General features: G+C 59.2%; 19 protein-coding genes and 1 rRNA gene (1 of these 20 running past the window's edge). 7 read left to right on the top strand and 13 right to left on the bottom strand.

What is annotated here, in order from left to right:
- Positions 1-219 precede the first annotated feature (219 nt).
- The gene (locus ACLH0I_RS01620) at positions 220-1221 is read left to right on the top strand and encodes an LLM class flavin-dependent oxidoreductase (protein WP_411386116.1); all 1002 of its coding nucleotides are present in this window, start codon (positions 220-222) and stop codon (positions 1219-1221) included.
- A gap of 54 nt (positions 1222-1275) precedes the next feature.
- Here ACLH0I_RS01620 and ACLH0I_RS01625 read toward each other — a convergent pair whose 3' ends face one another.
- Positions 1276-1503, bottom strand: a complete 228-nt coding sequence (locus tag ACLH0I_RS01625) for a DUF1161 domain-containing protein (protein WP_411386117.1) — start codon at positions 1501-1503, stop codon at positions 1276-1278.
- A 114-nt stretch (positions 1504-1617) separates the two neighbouring features.
- Entirely contained in the window at positions 1618-1833 is a 216-nt protein-coding gene (locus ACLH0I_RS01630) for a dodecin (protein ID WP_003177209.1), read from the bottom strand.
- Positions 1834-1986: 153 nt separating this feature from the next.
- Here ACLH0I_RS01630 and ACLH0I_RS01635 point away from each other — a divergent pair, with 153 nt between their 5' ends.
- Positions 1987-2313 carry a YqjD family protein gene (locus tag ACLH0I_RS01635; protein WP_053127069.1) on the top strand — a complete coding sequence of 109 codons (327 nt, stop codon included), beginning with the start codon at positions 1987-1989 and terminating at the stop codon, positions 2311-2313.
- Here ACLH0I_RS01635 and ACLH0I_RS01640 read toward each other — a convergent pair.
- Positions 2286-3203: a LysR family transcriptional regulator gene (locus ACLH0I_RS01640; protein WP_250963855.1), complete on the bottom strand. Its 918-nt coding sequence runs from the start codon at positions 3201-3203 to the stop codon at positions 2286-2288. The genes ACLH0I_RS01635 and ACLH0I_RS01640 overlap by 28 nt on opposite strands.
- Positions 3204-3315: 112 nt before the next feature.
- On the opposite strand from ACLH0I_RS01640, the gene trpB reads away from it, so the two are divergent.
- Both trpB and trpA read left to right on the top strand, forming a co-directional pair.
- Complete coding sequence (trpB, locus tag ACLH0I_RS01645) at positions 3316-4548, top strand: tryptophan synthase subunit beta (RefSeq protein WP_072411224.1); 1233 nt, start codon at positions 3316-3318, stop codon at positions 4546-4548.
- On the top strand, positions 4548-5360 hold the full coding sequence (trpA, locus tag ACLH0I_RS01650) for a tryptophan synthase subunit alpha (RefSeq protein WP_186708202.1): 813 nt from the start codon (positions 4548-4550) through the stop codon (positions 5358-5360). The genes trpB and trpA overlap by 1 nt, the downstream gene beginning before the upstream one ends.
- Before the next feature lie 225 nt (positions 5361-5585).
- On the opposite strand, the gene ACLH0I_RS01655 is transcribed toward trpA, so the two are convergent.
- From ACLH0I_RS01655 to ACLH0I_RS01700, 10 genes are all read right to left on the bottom strand, one after another.
- A complete protein-coding gene (locus tag ACLH0I_RS01655; RefSeq protein ID WP_411386118.1) occupies positions 5586-7526 on the bottom strand; it encodes a DUF4105 domain-containing protein in 1941 nt (646 codons plus the stop codon).
- A gap of 17 nt (positions 7527-7543) precedes the next feature.
- Complete coding sequence (locus ACLH0I_RS01660; protein ID WP_186708198.1) at positions 7544-7864, bottom strand: DUF2388 domain-containing protein; 321 nt, start codon at positions 7862-7864, stop codon at positions 7544-7546.
- Between the two features lie 27 nt (positions 7865-7891).
- Positions 7892-8200 (bottom strand): DUF2388 domain-containing protein, encoded by a 309-nt coding sequence (locus ACLH0I_RS01665; protein WP_186708196.1) that lies wholly within the window; start codon positions 8198-8200, stop codon positions 7892-7894.
- 106 nt (positions 8201-8306) lie between these two features.
- Positions 8307-8624, bottom strand: coding sequence for a DUF2388 domain-containing protein (locus ACLH0I_RS01670; protein WP_411386119.1), 318 nt, complete (start codon positions 8622-8624; stop codon positions 8307-8309).
- 340 nt (positions 8625-8964) lie between these two features.
- On the bottom strand, positions 8965-9180 hold the full coding sequence (locus tag ACLH0I_RS01675; RefSeq protein WP_003187014.1) for a DUF1127 domain-containing protein: 216 nt from the start codon (positions 9178-9180) through the stop codon (positions 8965-8967).
- 320 nt (positions 9181-9500) lie between these two features.
- A complete protein-coding gene (locus ACLH0I_RS01680) occupies positions 9501-10994 on the bottom strand; it encodes an acetyl-CoA hydrolase/transferase family protein (RefSeq protein ID WP_250963850.1) in 1494 nt (497 codons plus the stop codon).
- Positions 10995-11195: 201 nt separating this feature from the next.
- Positions 11196-12632: an NAD(P)(+) transhydrogenase (Re/Si-specific) subunit beta gene (locus ACLH0I_RS01685; RefSeq protein WP_186708190.1), complete on the bottom strand. Its 1437-nt coding sequence runs from the start codon at positions 12630-12632 to the stop codon at positions 11196-11198.
- Positions 12632-12955, bottom strand: a complete 324-nt coding sequence (locus ACLH0I_RS01690; protein WP_003187010.1) for an NAD(P) transhydrogenase subunit alpha — start codon at positions 12953-12955, stop codon at positions 12632-12634. The genes ACLH0I_RS01685 and ACLH0I_RS01690 overlap by 1 nt, the downstream gene beginning before the upstream one ends.
- A gap of 15 nt (positions 12956-12970) precedes the next feature.
- Positions 12971-14092: a Re/Si-specific NAD(P)(+) transhydrogenase subunit alpha gene (locus ACLH0I_RS01695; protein ID WP_250963847.1), complete on the bottom strand. Its 1122-nt coding sequence runs from the start codon at positions 14090-14092 to the stop codon at positions 12971-12973.
- A gap of 434 nt (positions 14093-14526) precedes the next feature.
- Entirely contained in the window at positions 14527-15423 is an 897-nt protein-coding gene (locus tag ACLH0I_RS01700; RefSeq protein ID WP_411386120.1) for a LysR family transcriptional regulator, read from the bottom strand.
- A gap of 156 nt (positions 15424-15579) precedes the next feature.
- On the opposite strand from ACLH0I_RS01700, the gene ACLH0I_RS01705 reads away from it, so the two are divergent.
- From ACLH0I_RS01705 to ACLH0I_RS01715, 3 genes are all read left to right on the top strand, one after another.
- Entirely contained in the window at positions 15580-16761 is a 1182-nt protein-coding gene (locus ACLH0I_RS01705; RefSeq protein ID WP_014335919.1) for an acyl-CoA dehydrogenase, read from the top strand.
- Positions 16762-16774: 13 nt separating this feature from the next.
- Entirely contained in the window at positions 16775-17995 is a 1221-nt protein-coding gene (locus ACLH0I_RS01710) for a CaiB/BaiF CoA transferase family protein (protein ID WP_411386121.1), read from the top strand.
- 627 nt (positions 17996-18622) lie between these two features.
- A 16S ribosomal RNA gene (locus ACLH0I_RS01715) occupies positions 18623-19319 on the top strand (it continues 840 nt past the right edge of the window).

A 19319-nucleotide genomic window follows, 5' to 3' on the forward strand; every position in this document is an offset into this window, starting at 1 on the left:
GGCGCGAACGCCGCGCCTGGGTGTTTTTTCACTGTCTGGGTTGTGAGGATAGACCGCCTGGAAAAGTTCACCTTGTCGATTAGCCGACGAATTTAGTAGGAAATTTCGTCGCAACTATTGAAACTCGGGTATATGCCCACATTGCAATGGCACACACCTTTAGAAACGGCAGGCTTTACCCGTAGGAAAAGCCCGGAACGCCGTTGGAGATCCCGGCCCATGAAACAGCTGTCCGACGTGAAATTCTCTACCCTCGACCTGGTGCCTGTGCGCGCCGATGGCAATGCCGCTCAATCCTTGCACAACTCGCTGGACTTGGCGCAGCACGTGGAAAAGTACGGCTACACCCGCTTCTGGGTGGCCGAACACCACAATATGGACGGTATCGCCAGTTCGGCAACGGCGGTGCTGCTGGGTTATCTGGCGGGGGGCACTTCGACCATTCGCGTCGGCTCCGGTGGCGTCATGCTGCCCAATCACGCACCGTTGATCATCGCCGAACAGTTCGGCACGTTGGAAAGCCTCTATCCGGGTCGAATCGATCTGGGGCTGGGGCGCGCACCAGGTTCCGACCAGATGACCGCCCGGGCGCTGCGTCGCGAGCGCTCCGGCAGCGCGGACGATTTTCCCGAGGATGTGGCCGAGCTGATGCGCTACCTGGGCCCGCGTACCCCGGATCAACGCATCATCGCCATGCCCGGCACCGGCACCAACGTGCCGGTCTGGCTGCTGGGTTCGAGTCTGTTCAGTGCGCAATTGGCCGGTGAACGCGGTTTGCCCTACGCATTCGCCTCCCATTTCGCACCGCGATATATGCACGAGGCGATTCGCGTCTACCGCAACCACTTCAAGCCGTCGGCGGTGCTCGACAAGCCCTATGTGATGCTCGGCGTGCCGTTGGTGGCTGCGGATACCGATGAACAGGCCGATTACCTGGCGACGTCGGTGTACCAGCGGATCCTGGCGTTGATGCGCGGCCAGAGCCTGGTGCAGCGTCCGCCGGTCGAGTCCATGAACGGTCTTTGGTTGCCCCATGAGAAGGAGGCGGTCGGCGATTTCCTGGGGCTGGCCATGGTCGGCGGTCCGCAGAAAATTCGCGCCAAGCTGCAAGTGCTGATCGAGCAAACCCAGGCCGATGAGCTGATTTTCACCAGTGATCTGTATGAACACGCCGATCGCTTGCACTCCTACGAGTTGCTGGCGCAGGTCATGAAGGGCTGAATCGCGGCCAATAAAAAGCCGACGCTGTGCGTCGGCTTTGAACTGAACGCGCTATCAGCCGCGCTTGTAGACGATTTCCTTCGTACCGCTCTCACAGGTGCCGACGACTTGTTGTCCTTCAGCCGCTGCGCCTTTATCGATAATTTCCAGCGAATAACCTGACACGCCCTTGGCGTCCAGCTTCGCTGCGATTTCGCTTTTCAGCTCTTCGCAGGGCTTGCCGGCCGCAAACGCACCACCGGCAAGGCTCAGCAAACCCAGGGCCACCATCAACTTGTTCATCGCTCGCACTCCTTGGTCGGATCAAATAGGGCAGGTATTGGAAAACGTAATGCGCAGACCATAGCGCATCGCCACTCCCTATGGCACTCCGCCAGCGTGCAAGTTCAACGAACCTCAGCTATTGGCAATCCGGAAACCGACCTTGATCGTTACCTGAAAGTGCGCGGCCCGGCCATTTTCGATGTGTCCGCGGGTTTCCGTGACTTCGAACCATTCCAAGTGCTTGAGGCTCTTGCTGGCTTCGGCCAGGGCGTTGTTGATGGCGTCTTCAATGCTGGTGGGAGAGGAACCGACCAGTTCGACCTTTTTGTACGTATGGTGATCACTCATAACGTTCTCCTTGGTTGTCTTTAACAGCCTAGCAGCGATTTTTCGCCTTACATGTGTGGCCGCTCAAGCGGTGAAAGTTCAGATTTACTGCACTTTCCCAAACCGTCGGAGTCCCAATTCACACACGAACTCAACCACTGCAGGAGAGCCACCATGGCCAGCACTTCGTTACGCAAAGCCTCGTTGCAAAGCATGGAAGCGGAGATCGAAAGTCTGCTCAAGTCGTTGGAAAGTCTGAAGGATGACGCTTCGGACGAGTCGCGTAAAACCCTCAAGTCGCTCAAGGCCAATGCCGAAAACGCGCTGAAACATTCTCGCCATCTGCTCAGCGACGCCTATGAAGAGGTCAAGGTGAAAACCCGTGAAACCGGGATCGCCACGCGAGATTACGCGCAGGAACACCCATGGACCACGGCCGGTGTCGCGGTCGGTGCGCTGGGTTTGCTGGCTGCTTACCTGCTGTGCAAACGCGGTGACTGAACCGGTTGGCCCAGCTCATGCCTGAGCCATTGGGCCAATTGCCGAGCGCGCCCGTCTGCGGCGCGCTTGGGTAGCCACAACACCAGTCTCGCCGCGGTTTCATCGAAGCCCCACGGCGCGACCAGGCGACCGGCGCGCACGTCCTCGGCCACCAGCGGTTCGGGCGCTATCGCCACGCCTAACCCCGCTACGGCGGCTTCCAGCAAATAATATAAATGCTCGAATCCTTGCCCGAACTTCAATGCCTGGGGTTCAAGGTCGTTTTGCCGTGCCCAGGCCGGCCAAGCCTGTGGACGCGAGGTGGTGTGCAGCAACGGTTCGTCGAGCAGCGCGCTCGCTGGTGCACCCTGCAATCGAGCGAATCCGGCGTAGTGCGGGCTCATCACGGGACCGATCCGTTCGCTCACCAGTTCGTACACCTGCATGTCGGCCGGCCAGGGCGGCTCGGCGAATACCAACAAGGCGTCTAATCCCGGTCGCCTGGGGTCCAGGTCGCCTTCGCCGGCGGACAGGTGCAAGCGCAAATCCGGCAGGTCAGCATTGAGCCTGCCCAGGCGAGGAATAAACCAGCGCGCCAGCAGGCTTCCCGAGCAGCCCAGTACAAACGGGGCGTCTGCCGTACGTTGTGTCAGCTCCGCGCAAACACCGCGTAAACGCTCGAACGCATCGGTGCTGGCGTCCCGCAGGCGCACGCCGGCATCTGTGAGTTTAAGGCCGCGCCCGTCCTTGATGAACAAGCTGATGCCCAGATGCTCTTCCAACACCTTCAACTGTCGACTTACAGCGCCATGAGTGACGTGCAGCTGTTCGGCCGCCTGGCTTACGCTGTTCAGGCGGGCGGTGGCCTCGAAGGCGCGCAAGGCGTTGAGGGGGGGCAGGTCGTGGCTCATTTTATTTGTGAGTTTTCCTGACAGGTTGCGGCGATCTTATCGGTTTTCACTGAGGGATGTCAGGGGTAGAGTGAACCTCATTGTCTTTCAACGCATTTGCCTGGAGCGCCCGATGACCCAGCCTACGACCTCTTTCAACCTGCGCAGCGGCCCTGATGCCAACGGCCTGTTCGGCGCATTCGGCGGCCGTTATGTGGCCGAGACCTTGATGCCGCTGATCCTTGATCTGGCCCGTGAGTACGAAGTGGCGAAGGAAGATCCGGCCTTCATTGAGGAATTGGCCTACTTCCAGCGTGACTATGTCGGTCGTCCGAGCCCGCTCTACTTCGCCGAGCGCCTGACCGAATATTGCGGTGGCGCCAAGATCTACCTCAAGCGTGAAGAGCTGAACCACACCGGCGCGCACAAGATCAACAACTGCATCGGCCAGATCCTGCTGGCGCGGCGCATGGGCAAGAAACGCATCATCGCCGAGACCGGCGCGGGTATGCACGGCGTGGCCACCGCCACCGTGGCCGCGCGTTTCGGCCTGGATTGCGTGATCTACATGGGCACCACCGACATCGAGCGCCAGCAGGCCAACGTGTTCCGCATGAAGCTGCTCGGGGCGGAAGTCATCCCGGTGGTCGCCGGCACCGGCACCCTGAAAGACGCCATGAACGAGGCCCTGCGCGACTGGGTCACCAACGTCGACAGCACGTTCTACCTGATCGGCACCGTGGCGGGCCCGCATCCTTATCCTGCGATGGTGCGTGACTTCCAAGCGGTGATCGGTAAGGAAACCCGCGATCAACTGCAAGCCCAGGAAGGTCGCCTGCCGGATAGCCTGGTGGCGTGCATTGGTGGCGGCTCCAACGCCATGGGCCTGTTCCACCCGTTCCTGGACGACAAGAGTGTCGAAATCATCGGCGTCGAAGCCGCAGGCTATGGCATCGAGACCGGTAAGCACGCGGCGAGCCTGAACGGCGGCGTCCCCGGCGTACTGCACGGCAACCGCACCTTCCTGTTGCAGGACGACGACGGCCAGATCATCGACGCCCATTCGATTTCCGCGGGGCTCGACTACCCCGGTATCGGCCCGGAACATGCCTGGTTGCACGACATTGGCCGCGTCCAGTACACCTCGGTCACTGACGCCGAAGCCCTCGAAGCCTTTCACAAATGCTGTCGCCTGGAAGGGATCATTCCTGCACTGGAAAGCGCCCATGCCCTGGCCGAAGTGTTCAAGCGCGCACCCAACCTGCCGAAAGATCACCTGATGGTGGTCAACCTGTCCGGTCGTGGCGACAAAGACATGCAAACCGTGATGCACCACATGGAACAGTCCCAGCAGGAGAAACACTGATGAGCCGCCTGCAAACCCGTTTTGCTGAACTCAAGGAACAGAACCGCGCCGCCCTGGTGACTTTCGTCACGGCGGGCGACCCGGACTACGACACGTCGCTGGCGATCCTCAAGGGCCTGCCGGCGGCGGGTGCCGACGTGATCGAGTTGGGCATGCCGTTCACCGACCCGATGGCTGACGGCCCGGCGATCCAGTTGGCGAACATTCGCGCCCTGGGGGCCCAGCAGAACCTTGCGAAAACCCTGCAGATGGTTCGTGAGTTCCGCAAAGACAACACTGAGACACCGCTGGTGTTGATGGGCTACTTCAACCCGATCCACCGTTATGGTGTGCAGCGTTTCATTGGCGAGGCGCTGGACGCTGGCGTGGATGGCCTGATCGTCGTGGACATGCCGCCCGAGCACAACAGCGAACTGTGCGAACCGGCCCAGGCTGCTGGCCTGGATTTCATCCGCCTGACCACGCCGACCACTGACGATGTGCGATTGCCGACGGTGCTCAACGGCAGTTCGGGCTTTGTGTACTACGTGTCGGTCGCGGGCGTGACCGGCGCCGGCGCCGCGACGCTGGAGCATGTGGAAGAAGCCGTGGCGCGCCTGCGCCGCCATACCGATCTGCCCATCAGCATTGGTTTCGGTATTCGTACACCGGAGCAGGCGGCGGCCATCGCACGGCTGGCCGACGGGGTGGTGGTCGGCTCGGCGCTGATCGACCATATCGCCAGCGCCGACACATCGGAACAGGCGATCGATGGCGTGTTGAGCTTGTGTGCGGCCCTGGCTGATGGTGTGCGCAAGGCGCGTCTCGGCTGATTCCTGGTTCGGCGCTGAGCCAAAAAAAGGGTTCAGAACTAGGTTCTGAACCCTTTTTTATTGCGCCGGGATTGCTCTTGTGGCGAGGGAGCTTGCTCCCGCTGGGTCGCGAGCGGCCCCAAACAGGTTCATGCAATTCTTTCAGAGAGGGCGCATTGGCTGGTTTACGACTGCTTCGCAGCCGAGCGGGAGCAAGCTCCCTCGCCACAATGACGACCCTGTTCGTCAGGGCAACTCCAACCCGCCCCCGGCCTTGTGCAGTTCGCGCAAATGCTCGCCGATCTCCTTCACATTGGCCTCGCTTGCAGCAATTTCAGCCGCGCGGCTCGGTTCGAGCAAGGCCCGGACTTCCTTGTCCAGATCGCCTGTCAGTGTTTGCAGTTGCTTTTGCCGCAAACTGCTTTCCGATTCCAGGCGTTGCCACTCGCTGGGTTGCGGCAAGCCGTAGCCGCTGCTGCCCAGCAGTTCGGCCGGGCGGCTGAGGAAACCGCTATTGGCGAGGATCTGCTGCAGCGTCGCGTTAGCCCTTTCCATGCCACCGTTCTGCAACTCACGGGCTCCGAGGTAGCGCTGTTTGACTTCATCCTGCGCCAACAACAACTGCCGACGATAACTGGCCTGCTCCAGCAGCAACAACGCCGCGCTGGTGCGCAGGTCCGCCTGGTCGAACCAGACGCGGCGTTCGGCGGCGTCCAGGGCCAGCCAGTCTTCCACCGTCTGTTGCTTGATCGGCAGATATTTCTTCAGCACATCGAACATGGCCTGGTACCGCTCGCGGAATGAGTCGAAGTGGTAGCCCAGGCGCAAGGCTTCCTTGGGGTCATCCAGCACGCTGGTATCTGCCAGGCCCCGACCCTTGAGCACTTCCAGCAGGCCGTTGGGCATGATGCTATCCAGGCCGTTGAGCTGCTTGTTGTTGCTGCCGCTGCGCAGCAGTTTCAGGCTCTCCACGGCGCAGTTATTGGACAGGAAGTAATAGTTGCCGTCATAGCTCCAGTGCATTTCGGCGGCGTGCTCGACCGTCTCCTCGATTTCGGTGCGCGACAGGTTCAGCGGCACCGATGCCAGGCTGCGTAGCTCGGTCTTGGTGTATTCATCGATCACCTGGGCCAACGGCAATACGAACAGGCGCGAGGGGTATTTGCCGACCAGCCCGTCCCAACTCGACAACTGCACATCGCCCACGAAGGCGCGGTAGGACAGCACCAAGTGTTGGTCCAGATCCAGCCGGCAGTCTGGCCCGCGTGGCCGGCCCGGTGCGCAGATCACCAGCCGGAGCATGCTGTGGCCCCAGCGGCTTACCCAGTTCTGATTGGCCTCGGCCAGCAGGTAATCAATGGCATAGACCCGCTCTGGATCGACCTTGCCCAGGGGGGTCTTGGCGAAGTCGTTTCCAGCGTTGAGGAAGGCGAACGATTGGGCGCAGGTGTCCTTGGCGGCAGGCGCCCAGCCGAAGTGTTCCCGGTAATAGCGATACAGGGCCGGGCGTCGGCAGGCGTAGCTCGGGTCGAGGAGAAAGTACTCCATATTGACCGCGACGAATTCCTTGGGGCTGCTCGTTTCATAGAGGTCCGGGCTGCGGGCGACCTGGCGGTTGTGCTGTTCCCGCGCGCCGCGACGGCCGACGTATTGCGGCCAGCCGGCGAGGTCCAGCAAGCGCGGATCATCGCTGAGGGTGAAGCGGCGGTCGTTCTGGCCCCGGCATTCATCGGGGAGGCCGATCAGCCCGGCGCTGCCGTTGCGTCGAGTGCAACGCTGGATCAGCGTGCGTTCGGCGTCTGGCCATAGGCGCGAGCGGTCGTAGATGTGGGTCAGTTCATGCAAGACCGTGGCGAGCATTTCCCGGCGGACGGTGCCGTGGGGGCGCTGGGTCTTTTGCGTCGCGGCGCTACCGTCGACAAGGCTGTCGAGCAGGTTGCTGTTGAGGTCCAGTTGCGACACCAACGAGGCCTGGCCGTAGGCATTGGCGGGCATCTGGTCGGTCCAGCCGACGTTGATGCGTCGGTCCAGTCGCTCGATGAAGCGCGGCGGCAGGGCTTGCATGGCTTCATCGAGCAGCGCCTGGCTGGCCTGCTGTTGCGCCGGGCTCAGTCCTTCGACGTTGAGGTGCAGTTGCAGGCCGGCCTGGGCCATGCTGCCGGTGAGCAGCAAGACCCCGGCCGCCATCCAGGCGGCGAACCGCCTCACAATGCGAGGATGGCTTCGGCGAGAACCTGGTCACTGGCATCCCGGGCTTCCGGTACGCGGGTGCGCAAGGTGTCGAAGGCGGCCTCGAGATGAGCACCACGAATTTCACCATTGCTGGCGACAAAACTGGCCGCATCGTCATGGGCTTCGCGGACGATTTTCGAATCACGGATGGACGTGGTGGTGTCGGAGGTGAAATCGATCGTGCGCTGTGAGGCGCGGACGATGATGTTACTGGTGGCTACCAGTGTTTGTGCCTGGGCCACATCGGCCAAGACCAACAGGCCGAGGGCGGCAGCAATCAGCGGGCTACGCATGGAACGACTCCGGAAAAATAAGGATAACTATTGGACGAGAATTGCTTGTGCCAGTTCAAGGTCGCTGGCATGAAGTTTTGGCTGGGTCCGGCGCAGGTAGTCCAGGGCCGATTCCAGTTGTGCACCTCGCAACTGCCCGTCGCTGGCAATGAAGGCCGCAGCGTCATCACGAGCGGCGACGATCAGTTTATGGTCGAAGGGCGCGGAGGTCACCATGCTCGTGGCATAGCCGCTGACCACCACTTGCTGGGTAGATACATCGAAGGCATGGGCCGGCACGGACCAGCAAGAAACGACGAAGAAAGACGCGATGAACAGATCTGAGTAAAAACGCATGGGACTCGACGGTTGATGGCGAGCCTGAAGGCTAGCGCAAACCTGCGGGCCAGAGCCAGTGCTGAAACATCGGAACACCAATTGGCGCCCGATGTTTCATGTTGCCTCAGATCACCAGGATGGCCTGGGCCAGCTGCGCATCGGTGGCGTTGAGTCGCGGTGCCTGTTGGCGGATGTAATCCAGGGCACTTTCCAGTTTCACACCACGGATGGCGCCTTCGCTGGCGACGAAGCTGGCAGCGTCGTCACGGGCGGCTTGAACGATTTTGTTGTCACGCAATGACGAGGTTGCATCGGAAGTCACGTCGGACGTGGCTTTGAGCGCTCCGACGAGGGAATCAGTGGTAACAATAAAGCTGCTGGCGTTGGAATGGGCGGCTACGGCCAGGAGAGCAGCTGCGCTGAGCAGGCGAAGACGGATCATGATGAAACTCCTTGAATGAGGGTGATGCCGGTGCGTGTAGCTGGAAGAGGAGACGCATGCTCGACTCGCTTCGCCACGTTCGCCTCGATATTAGGGCAGGAACGCGTTGGCTGACAGCCCTTGCGAGCGTCACTGTAGGACGCTTGCATGGGGTCGTTACGGTTCAAGCATAACTGTACTGGTAAGTTTTTACTTTTATGAAAACTGTTATTTTCTCCACACATCCCTAAAAATCGGGGCCCGGAAACGACAAGACCCGTCGCGGTTACCCGCGACGGGTCTTGTTTGTTCAATTCGGTGCTGGCAGTGGACCCGGTGGGTCAGGGCCAGCGACGCTGAGTTAGCGCCAGAACGGCTTGCTCAGCTCTTCGTAGCGTTGTGCTTCGCTGATACCGGCATCAGCCAGCAGGCGCGAATCCAGACGAGCCAGTTGGTGACGGCTGGCGATGCGGCGCTGCCACAACATCAGGTTGGCGATAACGCGAAGAGGCAGGGAAGCCTGGTTTTTTTCAGCTTTGTCTTCGAAAAACAGCTCGGAACTGAGTGTACGTTCCATGGTTGACATCCTTCCGCTTGTGGCGGGATTAGGTAGTGGTTTAACTGGTGCCCATGATCCTCTCGTTTGGCCAGTCTCTCTAGATACAGTTCACCTGTATTGTGAGAGACCAGTTAACTGTTAAAGGGCGGTGTACTGGTCGATATTGAAGCAACTGTACCTATCCGCACGTTATTGGTGCAATTTTATACGCTGCTGGCAGTTTTGAGGGAAAAGACTGTAGGAAAACACCGGTACAGCAGTACAGTTTTTGGTGCGAGGGAAGCGAATGGCAGGCAGCAACCAAAACTGTATTTGCGATAAACGGTGATCCAGCTGTATCAGACAGCCAGCATGCGCCCGGTTTCTTCCAGGTTCAGGTGCCAACTCAGTGCATCGCGAAGGATATGCGGGGTATGCCCGCCCAAGGCGCACGCGGCGACGAAATAGTCATTCAAGGCCTGGCGATAGGAAGGGTGCACGCAATTGTCGATGATCACGCGTGCCCGCTCCCTCGGCGCCAGGCCCCGCAGGTCGGCCAGGCCGATCTCGGTCACCAGGATGTCAACGTCATGTTCGGTATGGTCCACATGGCTGACCATCGGCACGACACTGGAAATGGCGCCGCCCTTGGCAATCGACTTGGTAACGAAGATCGCCAAGTGGGCGTTACGGGCGAAATCCCCCGAACCGCCGATGCCATTCATCATCCGCGTGCCGCAGACATGGGTGGAGTTGACGTTGCCGTACAGGTCGAACTCCAGCGCGGTGTTGATACCAATGATGCCCAGGCGGCGCACCACTTCGGGATGGTTGGAAATTTCCTGGGGGCGCAGGACCAGTTTGTCCTTGTACTTCTCCAGGTTTCCGAAGACGTCGGCATTGCGTCGACCCGACAGGGTGATCGAGCTGCCGGAGGCGAAACTCAGCTTGCCGGCGTCGATCAAGTCAAATGTCGAATCCTGCAGGACCTCGGAATACATGGTCAGGTCTTCGAACGGGGAATCGATCAGTCCGCACATCACGGCGTTGGCGATGTTGCCAATTCCGGCCTGCAACGGCCCGAGCTTATTGGTCATGCGTCCAGCCGCGACTTCCTGCTTGAAGAAGTCGATCAGGTGATCGGCAATGGCCTGGGTGTCGCTGTCGGGTGTCGCGACGGTCGAAGGCGAGTCCCGCTGGTTGGTAATGACAATGGCAGCAATTTTTTCCGGCGGGATCGGGATCGCGGGACTGCCAATGCGGTCGTCGACTTTCACCAGGGGAATCGGCGTGCGGGTAGGGCGATAGGTCGGGATATAAATGTCGTGCAGCCCTTCCAGGTTCGGGTTGTGGGCCAGGTTGATCTCGATGATCACTTGCCGGGCGAAGATGGCAAAACTGGCCGAGTTACCCACCGACGTGGTCGGTACGATATGCCCTTGCTCGGTGATGGCTACTGCTTCGATCACGGCAATATCGGGCAGCTTGAGCTGGCCGTTGCGCAGTTGTTCGACGGTTTCCGAGAGGTGCTGGTCGATGAACATCACCTCGCCCGCATTGATCGCCTTGCGCAGCGTGCTGTCGACCTGGAACGGCATGCGTCGCGCCAGTACACCGGCTTCGGTGAGCTCTTTGTCGAGGTCGTTGCCCAGGCTCGCGCCGGTCATCAGGCTGATTTTCAACGGCGTCACCTTGGCGCGCTCAGCCAGGGCGTGGGGCACTGCTTTCGCTTCTCCAGCGCGGGTAAAACCGCTCATGCCAACGGTCATGCCGTCCTGAATCAACAAGGCTGCTTCGGCAGCGCTCATCACTTTGTTCAATAACGAAGGCAGGCGGATGCGATCACGGTACATAGGGATTATCTCGGGCTGGAAAGCAAGATGCGCAGTCTAGTGAATTAGCGCTGTGCCCGACCCGCTACAAAGGTCGCATTTTAGGCGTCTATTACGGGCGTTTCAGGCAAAACATCATTACCGGAACGGTAATATTTTGCCTTGATACAAATCAAAACGCCCCGACAAGTCGGGGCGTTTTTGGGTGAAACAGCGATGGGGTTATTCCACGGCTTTGACCATGTCCTCGATGACCTTCTTGGCGTCACCGAACACCATCATGGTCTTGTCGAGGTAGAACAGCTCGTTGTCCAGACCGGCATAGCCGCTGGCCATCGAGCGCTTGTTGACGATGATGGTCTTGGCTTTGAAAGCCTCGAGGATCGGCATGCCGGCAATCGGCGACTTCGGATCGTTCTTCGCCGCCGGGTTGACCACGTCGTTGGCGCCCAGTACCAGCACCACGTCGGCCTGGCCGAACTCGGAGTTGATGTCTTCCATCTCGAACACCTGGTCGTAAGGCACTTCGGCCTCGGCCAGCAGGACGTTCATGTGCCCGGGCATGCGACCGGCCACCGGGTGGATCGCGTATTTGACGGTTACGCCGTGGTGGGTCAGCTTCTCGGTCAGTTCTTTCAGCGCGTGTTGCGCCCGCGCCACTGCCAGGCCGTAGCCTGGAACGATGATCACCGTGTCGGCGTTGGTCAGCAGGAAGGTTGCGTCGTCAGCCGAACCGGATTTCACCGGACGGGCTTCTTTCGAGCCTGCCGGGCCAGCCGCATCGGCGGTGTTGCCGAAGCCACCGAGCAACACGTTGAAGAACGAACGGTTCATCGCCTTGCACATGATGTACGAGAGAATCGCACCGCTCGAACCCACCAACGAACCGGCAATGATCAGCATCGAGTTGTTCAGCGAGAAGCCGATACCCGCCGCTGCCCAACCGGAGTAGCTGTTGAGCATCGAGACCACCACCGGCATGTCCGCGCCGCCGATCGGGATGATGATCAGTACACCCAGGACAAACGCCAGGGCCAGCATCAGGGCAAACGCGCCGAGGTTGCCGGTAAACATGAAGGTCAGGCCCAGGCCCAGCGTTGCCAGGCCCAGGATCAGGTTGAGCTTGTGCTGGCCACCAAACTGTACCGGTGCGCCTTGGAACAGGCGGAACTTGTACTTGCCCGAGAGCTTGCCGAACGCGATCACCGAGCCGGAGAAGGTGATTGCACCGATGGCGGCGCCGAGGAACAGCTCCAGACGGTTACCCGCCGGAATCGAATCCCCCAGTTGCTTGACAATGCCCAGGGACTGCGGTTCGACGACCGCCGCGATGGCAATGAACACCGCCGCCAGGCCGATCATGCTGTGCATGAAGGCGACCAGCTCCGGCATCTTGGTCATCTCGACGCGCTTGGCCATGATCGAGCCAGCAGTACCGCCAACCAACAGGCCGACGATGACGTAGCCAATGCCGGCAGTGGCCAGCTCAGCACCGAGCTTATAGATAAGGCCCACAGTGGTGAGCACCGCCAACGCCATCCCGAGCATGCCGAACAGGTTGCCGCGGCGGGAGGTGGTGGGGTGCGACAGGCCTTTGAGGGCCTGGATGAAGCAGATGGACGCGATCAGGTAGAGCGTCGTTACCAGGTTCATGCTCATTACTTGGGCGCCTCTTCTTTTACGGCTTTCGGGGCTTTTTTCTTGAACATCTCAAGCATGCGGCGCGTCACCAGGAAGCCACCGAACACGTTCACGGCGGCCAGGGCCACGGCGAGGGTGCCCATGGTCTTGCCCAGAGGTGTTACGGTCAGCGCTGCAGCGAGCATGGCGCCGACGATCACGATCGCCGAAATGGCGTTGGTCACCGCCATCAATGGCGTGTGCAGCGCGGGCGTTACGTTCCAGACCACGTGATAACCGACATAAATGGCCAGCACAAAGATGATCAGGTTGTAGATACCGGGGGAGATAAGCTCTTCCATTGTCTGAATCCCTGCTTAGGCGTTTTTGCGGATGACTTGGCCGTCGCGGCACATCAGGCACGCGGCGACGATGTCGTCTTCCAGGTTCACGTCGAACTGACCTTCCTTGGTGAAGACCAGCTTCAGGAAGTCCAGCAGGTTACGGGCGTACAGCGCCGAAGCGTCGGCCGCGACTTCACCGGCCAGGTTGGTCGGGCCGCAAATGGTCACGCCGTTTTCGACCACTACCTGATCAGCCACGGTCAGCGGACAGTTACCGCCCTGGGCGGCCGCGAGGTCGATGACCACCGAACCGGGTTTCATCTGCGCGACGGTTTCGGCGCTCAGCAAAGTCGGTGCCTTGCGGCCCGGAATCAATGCGGTGGTGATGACAATGTCCGCCTGCTTGGCGCGCTCGTGCACGGCTTGGGCCTGGCGCTGCATCCAGCTGGCTGGCATGGGCCGGGCGTAACCACCGACGCCGACGGCGCATTCACGCTCTTCGTCGGTCTCGTAAGGCACGTCGACGAACTTGGCGCCGAGGGATTCGATTTGCTCCTTCACCGCAGGGCGCACATCCGATGCCTCGATCACGGCGCCCAGGCGCTTGGCCGTGGCAATCGCCTGCAACCCGGCTACGCCGGCGCCGAGAATCAGTACGCGCGCCGCCTTTACGGTGCCCGCTGCCGTCATCAGCATCGGCATGAAGCGCGGATAGTAATGAGCGGCCAGCAGCACCGCTTTGTAGCCGGCAATGTTCGCTTGAGACGACAGCACATCCAGGCTCTGGGCGCGGGACGTACGTGGCGCGGCCTCAAGGGCGAAAGCGGTAATGCCGCGTTCGGCCAGCTTGGCGATGGTTTCGTTGTTGAACGGATTGAGCATGCCCACCACAACGGTGCCGCTCTTGATCAGCATCAGTTCGCTGTCGCTGGGAGCGACCACCTTGAGGATCAGTTCGGCCCCGAATGCATCACTGGCGCTGCCAATGGTTGCGCCCGCTGCCTCATAGGCACTGTCGATAACGCTGGCCTTGATACCGGCGCCGCTTTGGACAGTGACTTTATGGCCTTGGCCGATCAACTTCTTGATGGTTTCCGGGGTAGCAGCAACCCGTGTTTCACCCGTTTGGGTTTCGAGGGGAACACCAATGTGCACGTCAAATCTCCTGCGTGATCTTATTGAGTAAACCCAGGCACTTCGGATGGTGCGGCTGGGGCGGCCGATCAGCACGATCCCGCCAAACCAGGCGGGGCGCGGCATTTTGCAGGCGAAAATTCAGCCCTTCAAGGGATTATGACGGGTGACGGAAAATTAACTACAAGTCACCCTGTGACCGAATGTCGCAATTATCGATCGACAGCCCTTGTGGGCCGTGCTTTCCAAGGATTTAGGTTCAAATTGACAATTTTTCCCATCGGCCAGATGAATAAGCGCTGATGCGCTGCGCGATATGGCTCTAAGCCATGTATTTAGACGCTTTGGAGACTACTTCACGGGTTTCATAACAGATTGACTGAATGCGACATAAACTTATATCTGTAGCGTCTTTTGTTAGTTGACTACCTAAGTAGGACTTTTGCTTTCCCTTATTAATCAAGGTGATAGCCCGTAGCTTGTTTCACCAACCAATCACGAAAAGCTCGAAGAGAGGCGGATTCGACCTTTCGCTCCGGAATTATCAGGTAGTAGGCCTTGATGCTCGATAGCGCGTTACGGTTGGCCACGACCAAACGTTGCTCTGCAAGCTCGCGCTGAATCAAAAAGGGCGGAATCAGCGCAACGCCCATGTCGTGCATGGCCGCTTGGGCGAGCATGGAGAATAGTTCATAACGAGGGCCTGTCAGGTCTCGTGCAATGTTCAGGTTCTGAGCGTTGAACCACTGGCGCCACGCATACGGGCGAGTGGTCTGCTGGAGCAGGGGGAGTTCGGCGATCGCCTCGGGTGTCAGGCCCTTCCGACCATCCAGTAAGGCAGGGCTGCATACCGGCATCGGATTTTCGCCCATCAGCTTGTGGGATTCGGTACCGGACCAGTCCGCGTCACCAAAATAAATGGCGGCATCAAACTCAGTGTCCGCGAAGAGAAAAGGGCGTGTGCGGTTGGTCAAGTTGACGGTGACTTCCGGATGTTGCTGCTGGAAGTCCTTGAGGCGTGGCAGCAGCCATTGGGTGCCGAAGGTCGGAACCACGGCCAGTTCAATCACGTTCGCACCGGTGTGCCCCATCACGGAAAGTGTGTCGCGCTCGACGGCATCCAGTTGGGTGGCAACCCGGCGGCTGTAGGAAAGACCCGCTTCGGTCAGTTTGACCCCACGGCGCGAGCGTCGGAAAAGCTCGACGCTGAGGAAATCCTCCAGGCTGGCGATCTGTCGGCAGATAGCGCCTTGCGTGAGAGAAAGCTCCTGTGCCGCCTTGGTGAAGCTTTCATGGCGTGCGGCAGCCTCGAAACTGACCAGGGCGGCGGTACTGGGGATTTTGCGGCGCATGTACGTATGCCTCACTCAATAACTGCTTAAACAGGGTTTATGGCGTTTACGGAGTGAGAAATTAGCACAGCATAGTGCGTAATCCTCGTTTGCCCTTGTAGGAAACCGCGCCTAGGATCAATCCACGATTTTCATTTAATTGGCGAGGACTCTTTCATGGCCGGCAAAGCGAGCTTCAACTGGATCGATCCATTGTTGCTGGATCAGCAGCTCACCGAAGAAGAGCGCATGATCCGCGACACTGCCGAGCAGTTCGCCCAGCAAAAACTGGCACCGCGAGTGCTGGAGGCGTTCCGCCATGAGAAAACCGACCCGGCGATTTTCCGCGAGATGGGTGAAGTGGGCTTGCTGGGGGCAACCATTCCTGAGCAGTACGGCGGCAGCGGGCTGAACTACGTCAGCTACGGCCTGATCGCGCGTGAAGTGGAGCGCGTCGATTCCGGCTATCGCTCGATGATGAGCGTGCAGTCCTCGCTGGTCATGGTGCCGATCAATGAATTCGGGACTGAAGCACAAAAGCAGAAGTATTTGCCGAAGCTGGCGTCTGGCGAATGGATCGGCTGCTTTGGTCTGACCGAGCCGAACCATGGGTCCGACCCAGGCGCGATGATTACTCGTGCGCGCAAAGTGGAAGGTGGCTACAGCCTGACGGGCAGCAAGATGTGGATCACCAACAGTCCGATCGCTGATGTCTTTGTCGTCTGGGGCAAGGACGATGCTGGCGATATCCGCGGTTTCGTTCTTGAAAAAGGATGGAAGGGGCTGAGCGCGCCGGCGATCCATGGCAAGGTCGGGTTGCGCGCTTCAATCACCGGCGAAATCGTCATGGACAATGTATTCGTCCCGGAAGAGAACATTTTCCCCGATGTCCGTGGCCTGAAGGGCCCGTTTACTTGTCTGAACTCGGCGCGCTACGGGATCTCCTGGGGCGCTTTGGGAGCCGCTGAATTCTGCTGGCACACCGCTCGCCAATACACGCTGGATCGCCAGCAGTTCGGTCGTCCGCTCGCGGCCAATCAGTTGATCCAGAAGAAACTGGCCGACATGCAGACTGAAATCACGCTTGCGCTGCAGGGGTGCCTGCGTTTGGGGCGTATGAAAGATGAGGGCACGGCGGCAGTCGAGATTACCTCGATCATGAAGCGAAACTCCTGCGGCAAGTCCTTGGATATTGCTCGGATGGCGCGGGACATGCTGGGCGGCAACGGTATTTCCGATGAATTCGGTATCGCTCGCCATCTTGTGAACCTGGAAGTCGTGAACACCTATGAAGGCACACATGACGTTCATGCGCTGATCCTGGGGCGTGCGCAGACCGGTATCCAGGCGTTCTATTAATAGGAGAACGGTCATGGGCGCGCTTTCGCATCTGCGGGTATTGGATTTATCGAGGGTTCTGGCCGGGCCGTGGGCCGGACAGATCCTGGCGGACCTGGGGGCTGACGTCATCAAGGTCGAGCGTCCCGGCAATGGTGACGATACGCGCGCCTGGGGGCCGCCCTTCCTGAAGGATGCCAGAGGCGAGAACACGACCGAAGCTGCCTATTATCTGTCGGCCAATCGCAACAAGCAGTCGGTGACCATCGACTTTACGCGGCCAGAGGGTCAGCGGCTGGTGCGGGAGCTGGCGGCCAAGTCCGATATCCTGATCGAGAATTTCAAGGTGGGCGGCCTGGCCGCGTATGGCCTGGACTATGACTCGCTGAAGGCGATCAATCCGCAATTGATCTATTGCTCGATCACCGGGTTCGGACAGACCGGCCCTTACGCCAAGCGCGCCGGGTATGACTTCATGATCCAGGGACTGGGGGGCTTGATGAGCCTGACCGGCCGCCCAGAGGGGGATGAGGGCGCGGGGCCGGTGAAGGTGGGGGTTGCGCTGACGGATATCCTCACGGGGCTGTACTCGACGGCTGCCATTTTGGCGGCGCTGGCTCATCGGGATCATGCCGGCGGAGGGCAGCACATCGACATGGCCTTGCTGGATGTCCAGGTGGCTTGCCTGGCCAACCAGGCGATGAACTACCTGACTACGGGCAATGCGCCGAAGCGGCTGGGCAATGCTCATCCGAACATCGTGCCTTATCAGGACTTTCCTACGGCTGACGGCGACTTCATCCTTACTGTGGGTAATGACGGCCAGTTCCGCAAGTTCGCTGAGGTGGCCGGGCAGCCGCAGTGGGCTGATGATCCGCGTTTTGCCACGAACAAGCTGCGGGTGGCAAACCGGGCGGTGTTGATTCCGTTGATCCGCCAGGCCACGGTGTTCAAGACCACCGCTGAGTGGGTGGTTCAGTTGGAGCAGGCAGGTGTGCCGTGCGGGCCAATCAACGACCTTGCCCAAGTGTTTGCCGACCCTCAGGTGCAAGCGCGTGGATTGGCAATGGAATTGCCTCATCTATTGGCTGGTAGCGTGCCGCAGGTGGCCAGCCCGATTCGACTGTCCGAGACGCCGGTGGAGTATCGCAATGCGCCCCCTTTATTAGGGGAGCATACGCGGGAGGTGTTGCAGCGAGTGTTGGGGTTGGATGAAGCGGCGGTGGCGGCGTTCAGGGAGGCAGGGGTTCTTTGAGCGTTCTCTTCTATATAGAGGGTTTTTAAAGGGCGATTTCCGGTGCTGCGCAACTTATTGATAGAAAAGCGAAATTAAGGGTTGACGGCAGATTCTGGAAGTCTATAATTCGCCCCACTTCCGGCGCAGTCGAAACGGAAAACTCCTTGAGATTCAATGAGTTAAGTAGGTTTCGAAGGTGTTGGGCTTCAGTTCATCGAGGCCCGGAAGGAGCAGATAGAGCGGTGATGTTTGGCTCTATCGGCGGTTCGATCTTCTCGGTCGAAAGCGGTGAAAAAGAGGTGTTGACAGCAGCGAGTAACGCTGTAGAATTCGCCTCCCGCTAACGAGAGATCGGAAGCGCAAGTGGTTGAAGTTGTTGATGTTTCCGAAGCGAAACTTTGAAAACTTCTTAAAATAACCGCTTGACAGATACACGGGGCGCTGTAGAATGCGCGCCTCGGTTGAGACGAAAGACTCAGCCAACCGCTCTTTAACAACTGAATCAAGCAATTCGTGTGGGTGCTTGTGGAGTCAGACTGCTAGTCAACAGATTATCAGCATCACAAGTTACTCCGCGAGAAATCAAAGATGTAACCAACGATTGCTGAGCCAAGTTTAGGGTTTTCTCAAAACCCAAAGATGTTTGAACTGAAGAGTTTGATCATGGCTCAGATTGAACGCTGGCGGCAGGCCTAACACATGCAAGTCGAGCGGTAGAGAGGTGCTTGCACCTCTTGAGAGCGGCGGACGGGTGAGTAATGCCTAGGAATCTGCCTGGTAGTGGGGGATAACGCTCGGAAACGGACGCTAATACCGCATACGTCCTACGGGAGAAAGCAGGGGACCTTCGGGCCTTGCGCTATCAGATGAGCCTAGGTCGGATTAGCTAGTTGGTGGGGTAATGGCTCACCAAGGCGACGATCCGTAACTGGTCTGAGAGGATGATCAGTCACACTGGAACTGAGACACGGTCCAGACTCCTACGGGAGGCAGCAGTGGGGAATATTGGACAATGGGCGAAAGCCTGATCCAGCCATGCCGCGTGTGTGAAGAAGGTCTTCGGATTGTAAAGCACTTTAAGTTGGGAGGAAGGGCATTAACCTAATACGTTAGTGTTTTGACGTTACCGACAGAATAAGCACCGGCTAACTCTGTGCCAGCAGCCGCGGTAATACAGAGGGTGCAAGCGTTAATCGGAATTACTGGGCGTAAAGCGCGCGTAGGTGGTTCGTTAAGTTGGATGTGAAAGCCCCGGGCTCAACCTGGGAACTGCATTCAAAACTGTCGAGCTAGAGTATGGTAGAGGGTGGTGGAATTTCCTGTGTAGCGGTGAAATGCGTAG

Source organism: Pseudomonas sp. MPB03, assembly GCF_046605385.1.
Lineage (GTDB): Bacteria > Pseudomonadota > Gammaproteobacteria > Pseudomonadales > Pseudomonadaceae > Aquipseudomonas > Aquipseudomonas zanjanensis.

What these genes read in the sequence shown, in the direction of transcription:
- ACLH0I_RS01690 (WP_003187010.1), bottom strand. Translation starts at nt 12,955, where the DNA reads ATGGAAGAGCTTATCTCCCCCGGTATCTACAACCTGATCATCTTTGTG.
- trpB (WP_072411224.1), top strand. Translation starts at nt 3,316, where the DNA reads ATGACCCAGCCTACGACCTCTTTCAACCTGCGCAGCGGCCCTGATGCC.
- ACLH0I_RS01670 (WP_411386119.1), bottom strand. Translation starts at nt 8,624, where the DNA reads ATGATCCGTCTTCGCCTGCTCAGCGCAGCTGCTCTCCTGGCCGTAGCC.
- ACLH0I_RS01680 (WP_250963850.1), bottom strand. Translation starts at nt 10,994, where the DNA reads ATGTACCGTGATCGCATCCGCCTGCCTTCGTTATTGAACAAAGTGATG.
- ACLH0I_RS01685 (WP_186708190.1), bottom strand. Translation starts at nt 12,632, where the DNA reads ATGAGCATGAACCTGGTAACGACGCTCTACCTGATCGCGTCCATCTGC.
- ACLH0I_RS01660 (WP_186708198.1), bottom strand. Translation starts at nt 7,864, where the DNA reads ATGCGTAGCCCGCTGATTGCTGCCGCCCTCGGCCTGTTGGTCTTGGCC.
- trpA (WP_186708202.1), top strand. Translation starts at nt 4,548, where the DNA reads ATGAGCCGCCTGCAAACCCGTTTTGCTGAACTCAAGGAACAGAACCGC.
- ACLH0I_RS01665 (WP_186708196.1), bottom strand. Translation starts at nt 8,200, where the DNA reads ATGCGTTTTTACTCAGATCTGTTCATCGCGTCTTTCTTCGTCGTTTCT.
- ACLH0I_RS01710 (WP_411386121.1), top strand. Translation starts at nt 16,775, where the DNA reads ATGGGCGCGCTTTCGCATCTGCGGGTATTGGATTTATCGAGGGTTCTG.
- ACLH0I_RS01630 (WP_003177209.1), bottom strand. Translation starts at nt 1,833, where the DNA reads ATGAGTGATCACCATACGTACAAAAAGGTCGAACTGGTCGGTTCCTCT.
- ACLH0I_RS01625 (WP_411386117.1), bottom strand. Translation starts at nt 1,503, where the DNA reads ATGAACAAGTTGATGGTGGCCCTGGGTTTGCTGAGCCTTGCCGGTGGT.
- ACLH0I_RS01700 (WP_411386120.1), bottom strand. Translation starts at nt 15,423, where the DNA reads ATGCGCCGCAAAATCCCCAGTACCGCCGCCCTGGTCAGTTTCGAGGCT.
- ACLH0I_RS01675 (WP_003187014.1), bottom strand. Translation starts at nt 9,180, where the DNA reads ATGGAACGTACACTCAGTTCCGAGCTGTTTTTCGAAGACAAAGCTGAA.
- ACLH0I_RS01620 (WP_411386116.1), top strand. Translation starts at nt 220, where the DNA reads ATGAAACAGCTGTCCGACGTGAAATTCTCTACCCTCGACCTGGTGCCT.
- ACLH0I_RS01635 (WP_053127069.1), top strand. Translation starts at nt 1,987, where the DNA reads ATGGCCAGCACTTCGTTACGCAAAGCCTCGTTGCAAAGCATGGAAGCG.
- ACLH0I_RS01655 (WP_411386118.1), bottom strand. Translation starts at nt 7,526, where the DNA reads ATGGCGGCCGGGGTCTTGCTGCTCACCGGCAGCATGGCCCAGGCCGGC.
- ACLH0I_RS01705 (WP_014335919.1), top strand. Translation starts at nt 15,580, where the DNA reads ATGGCCGGCAAAGCGAGCTTCAACTGGATCGATCCATTGTTGCTGGAT.
- ACLH0I_RS01640 (WP_250963855.1), bottom strand. Translation starts at nt 3,203, where the DNA reads ATGAGCCACGACCTGCCCCCCCTCAACGCCTTGCGCGCCTTCGAGGCC.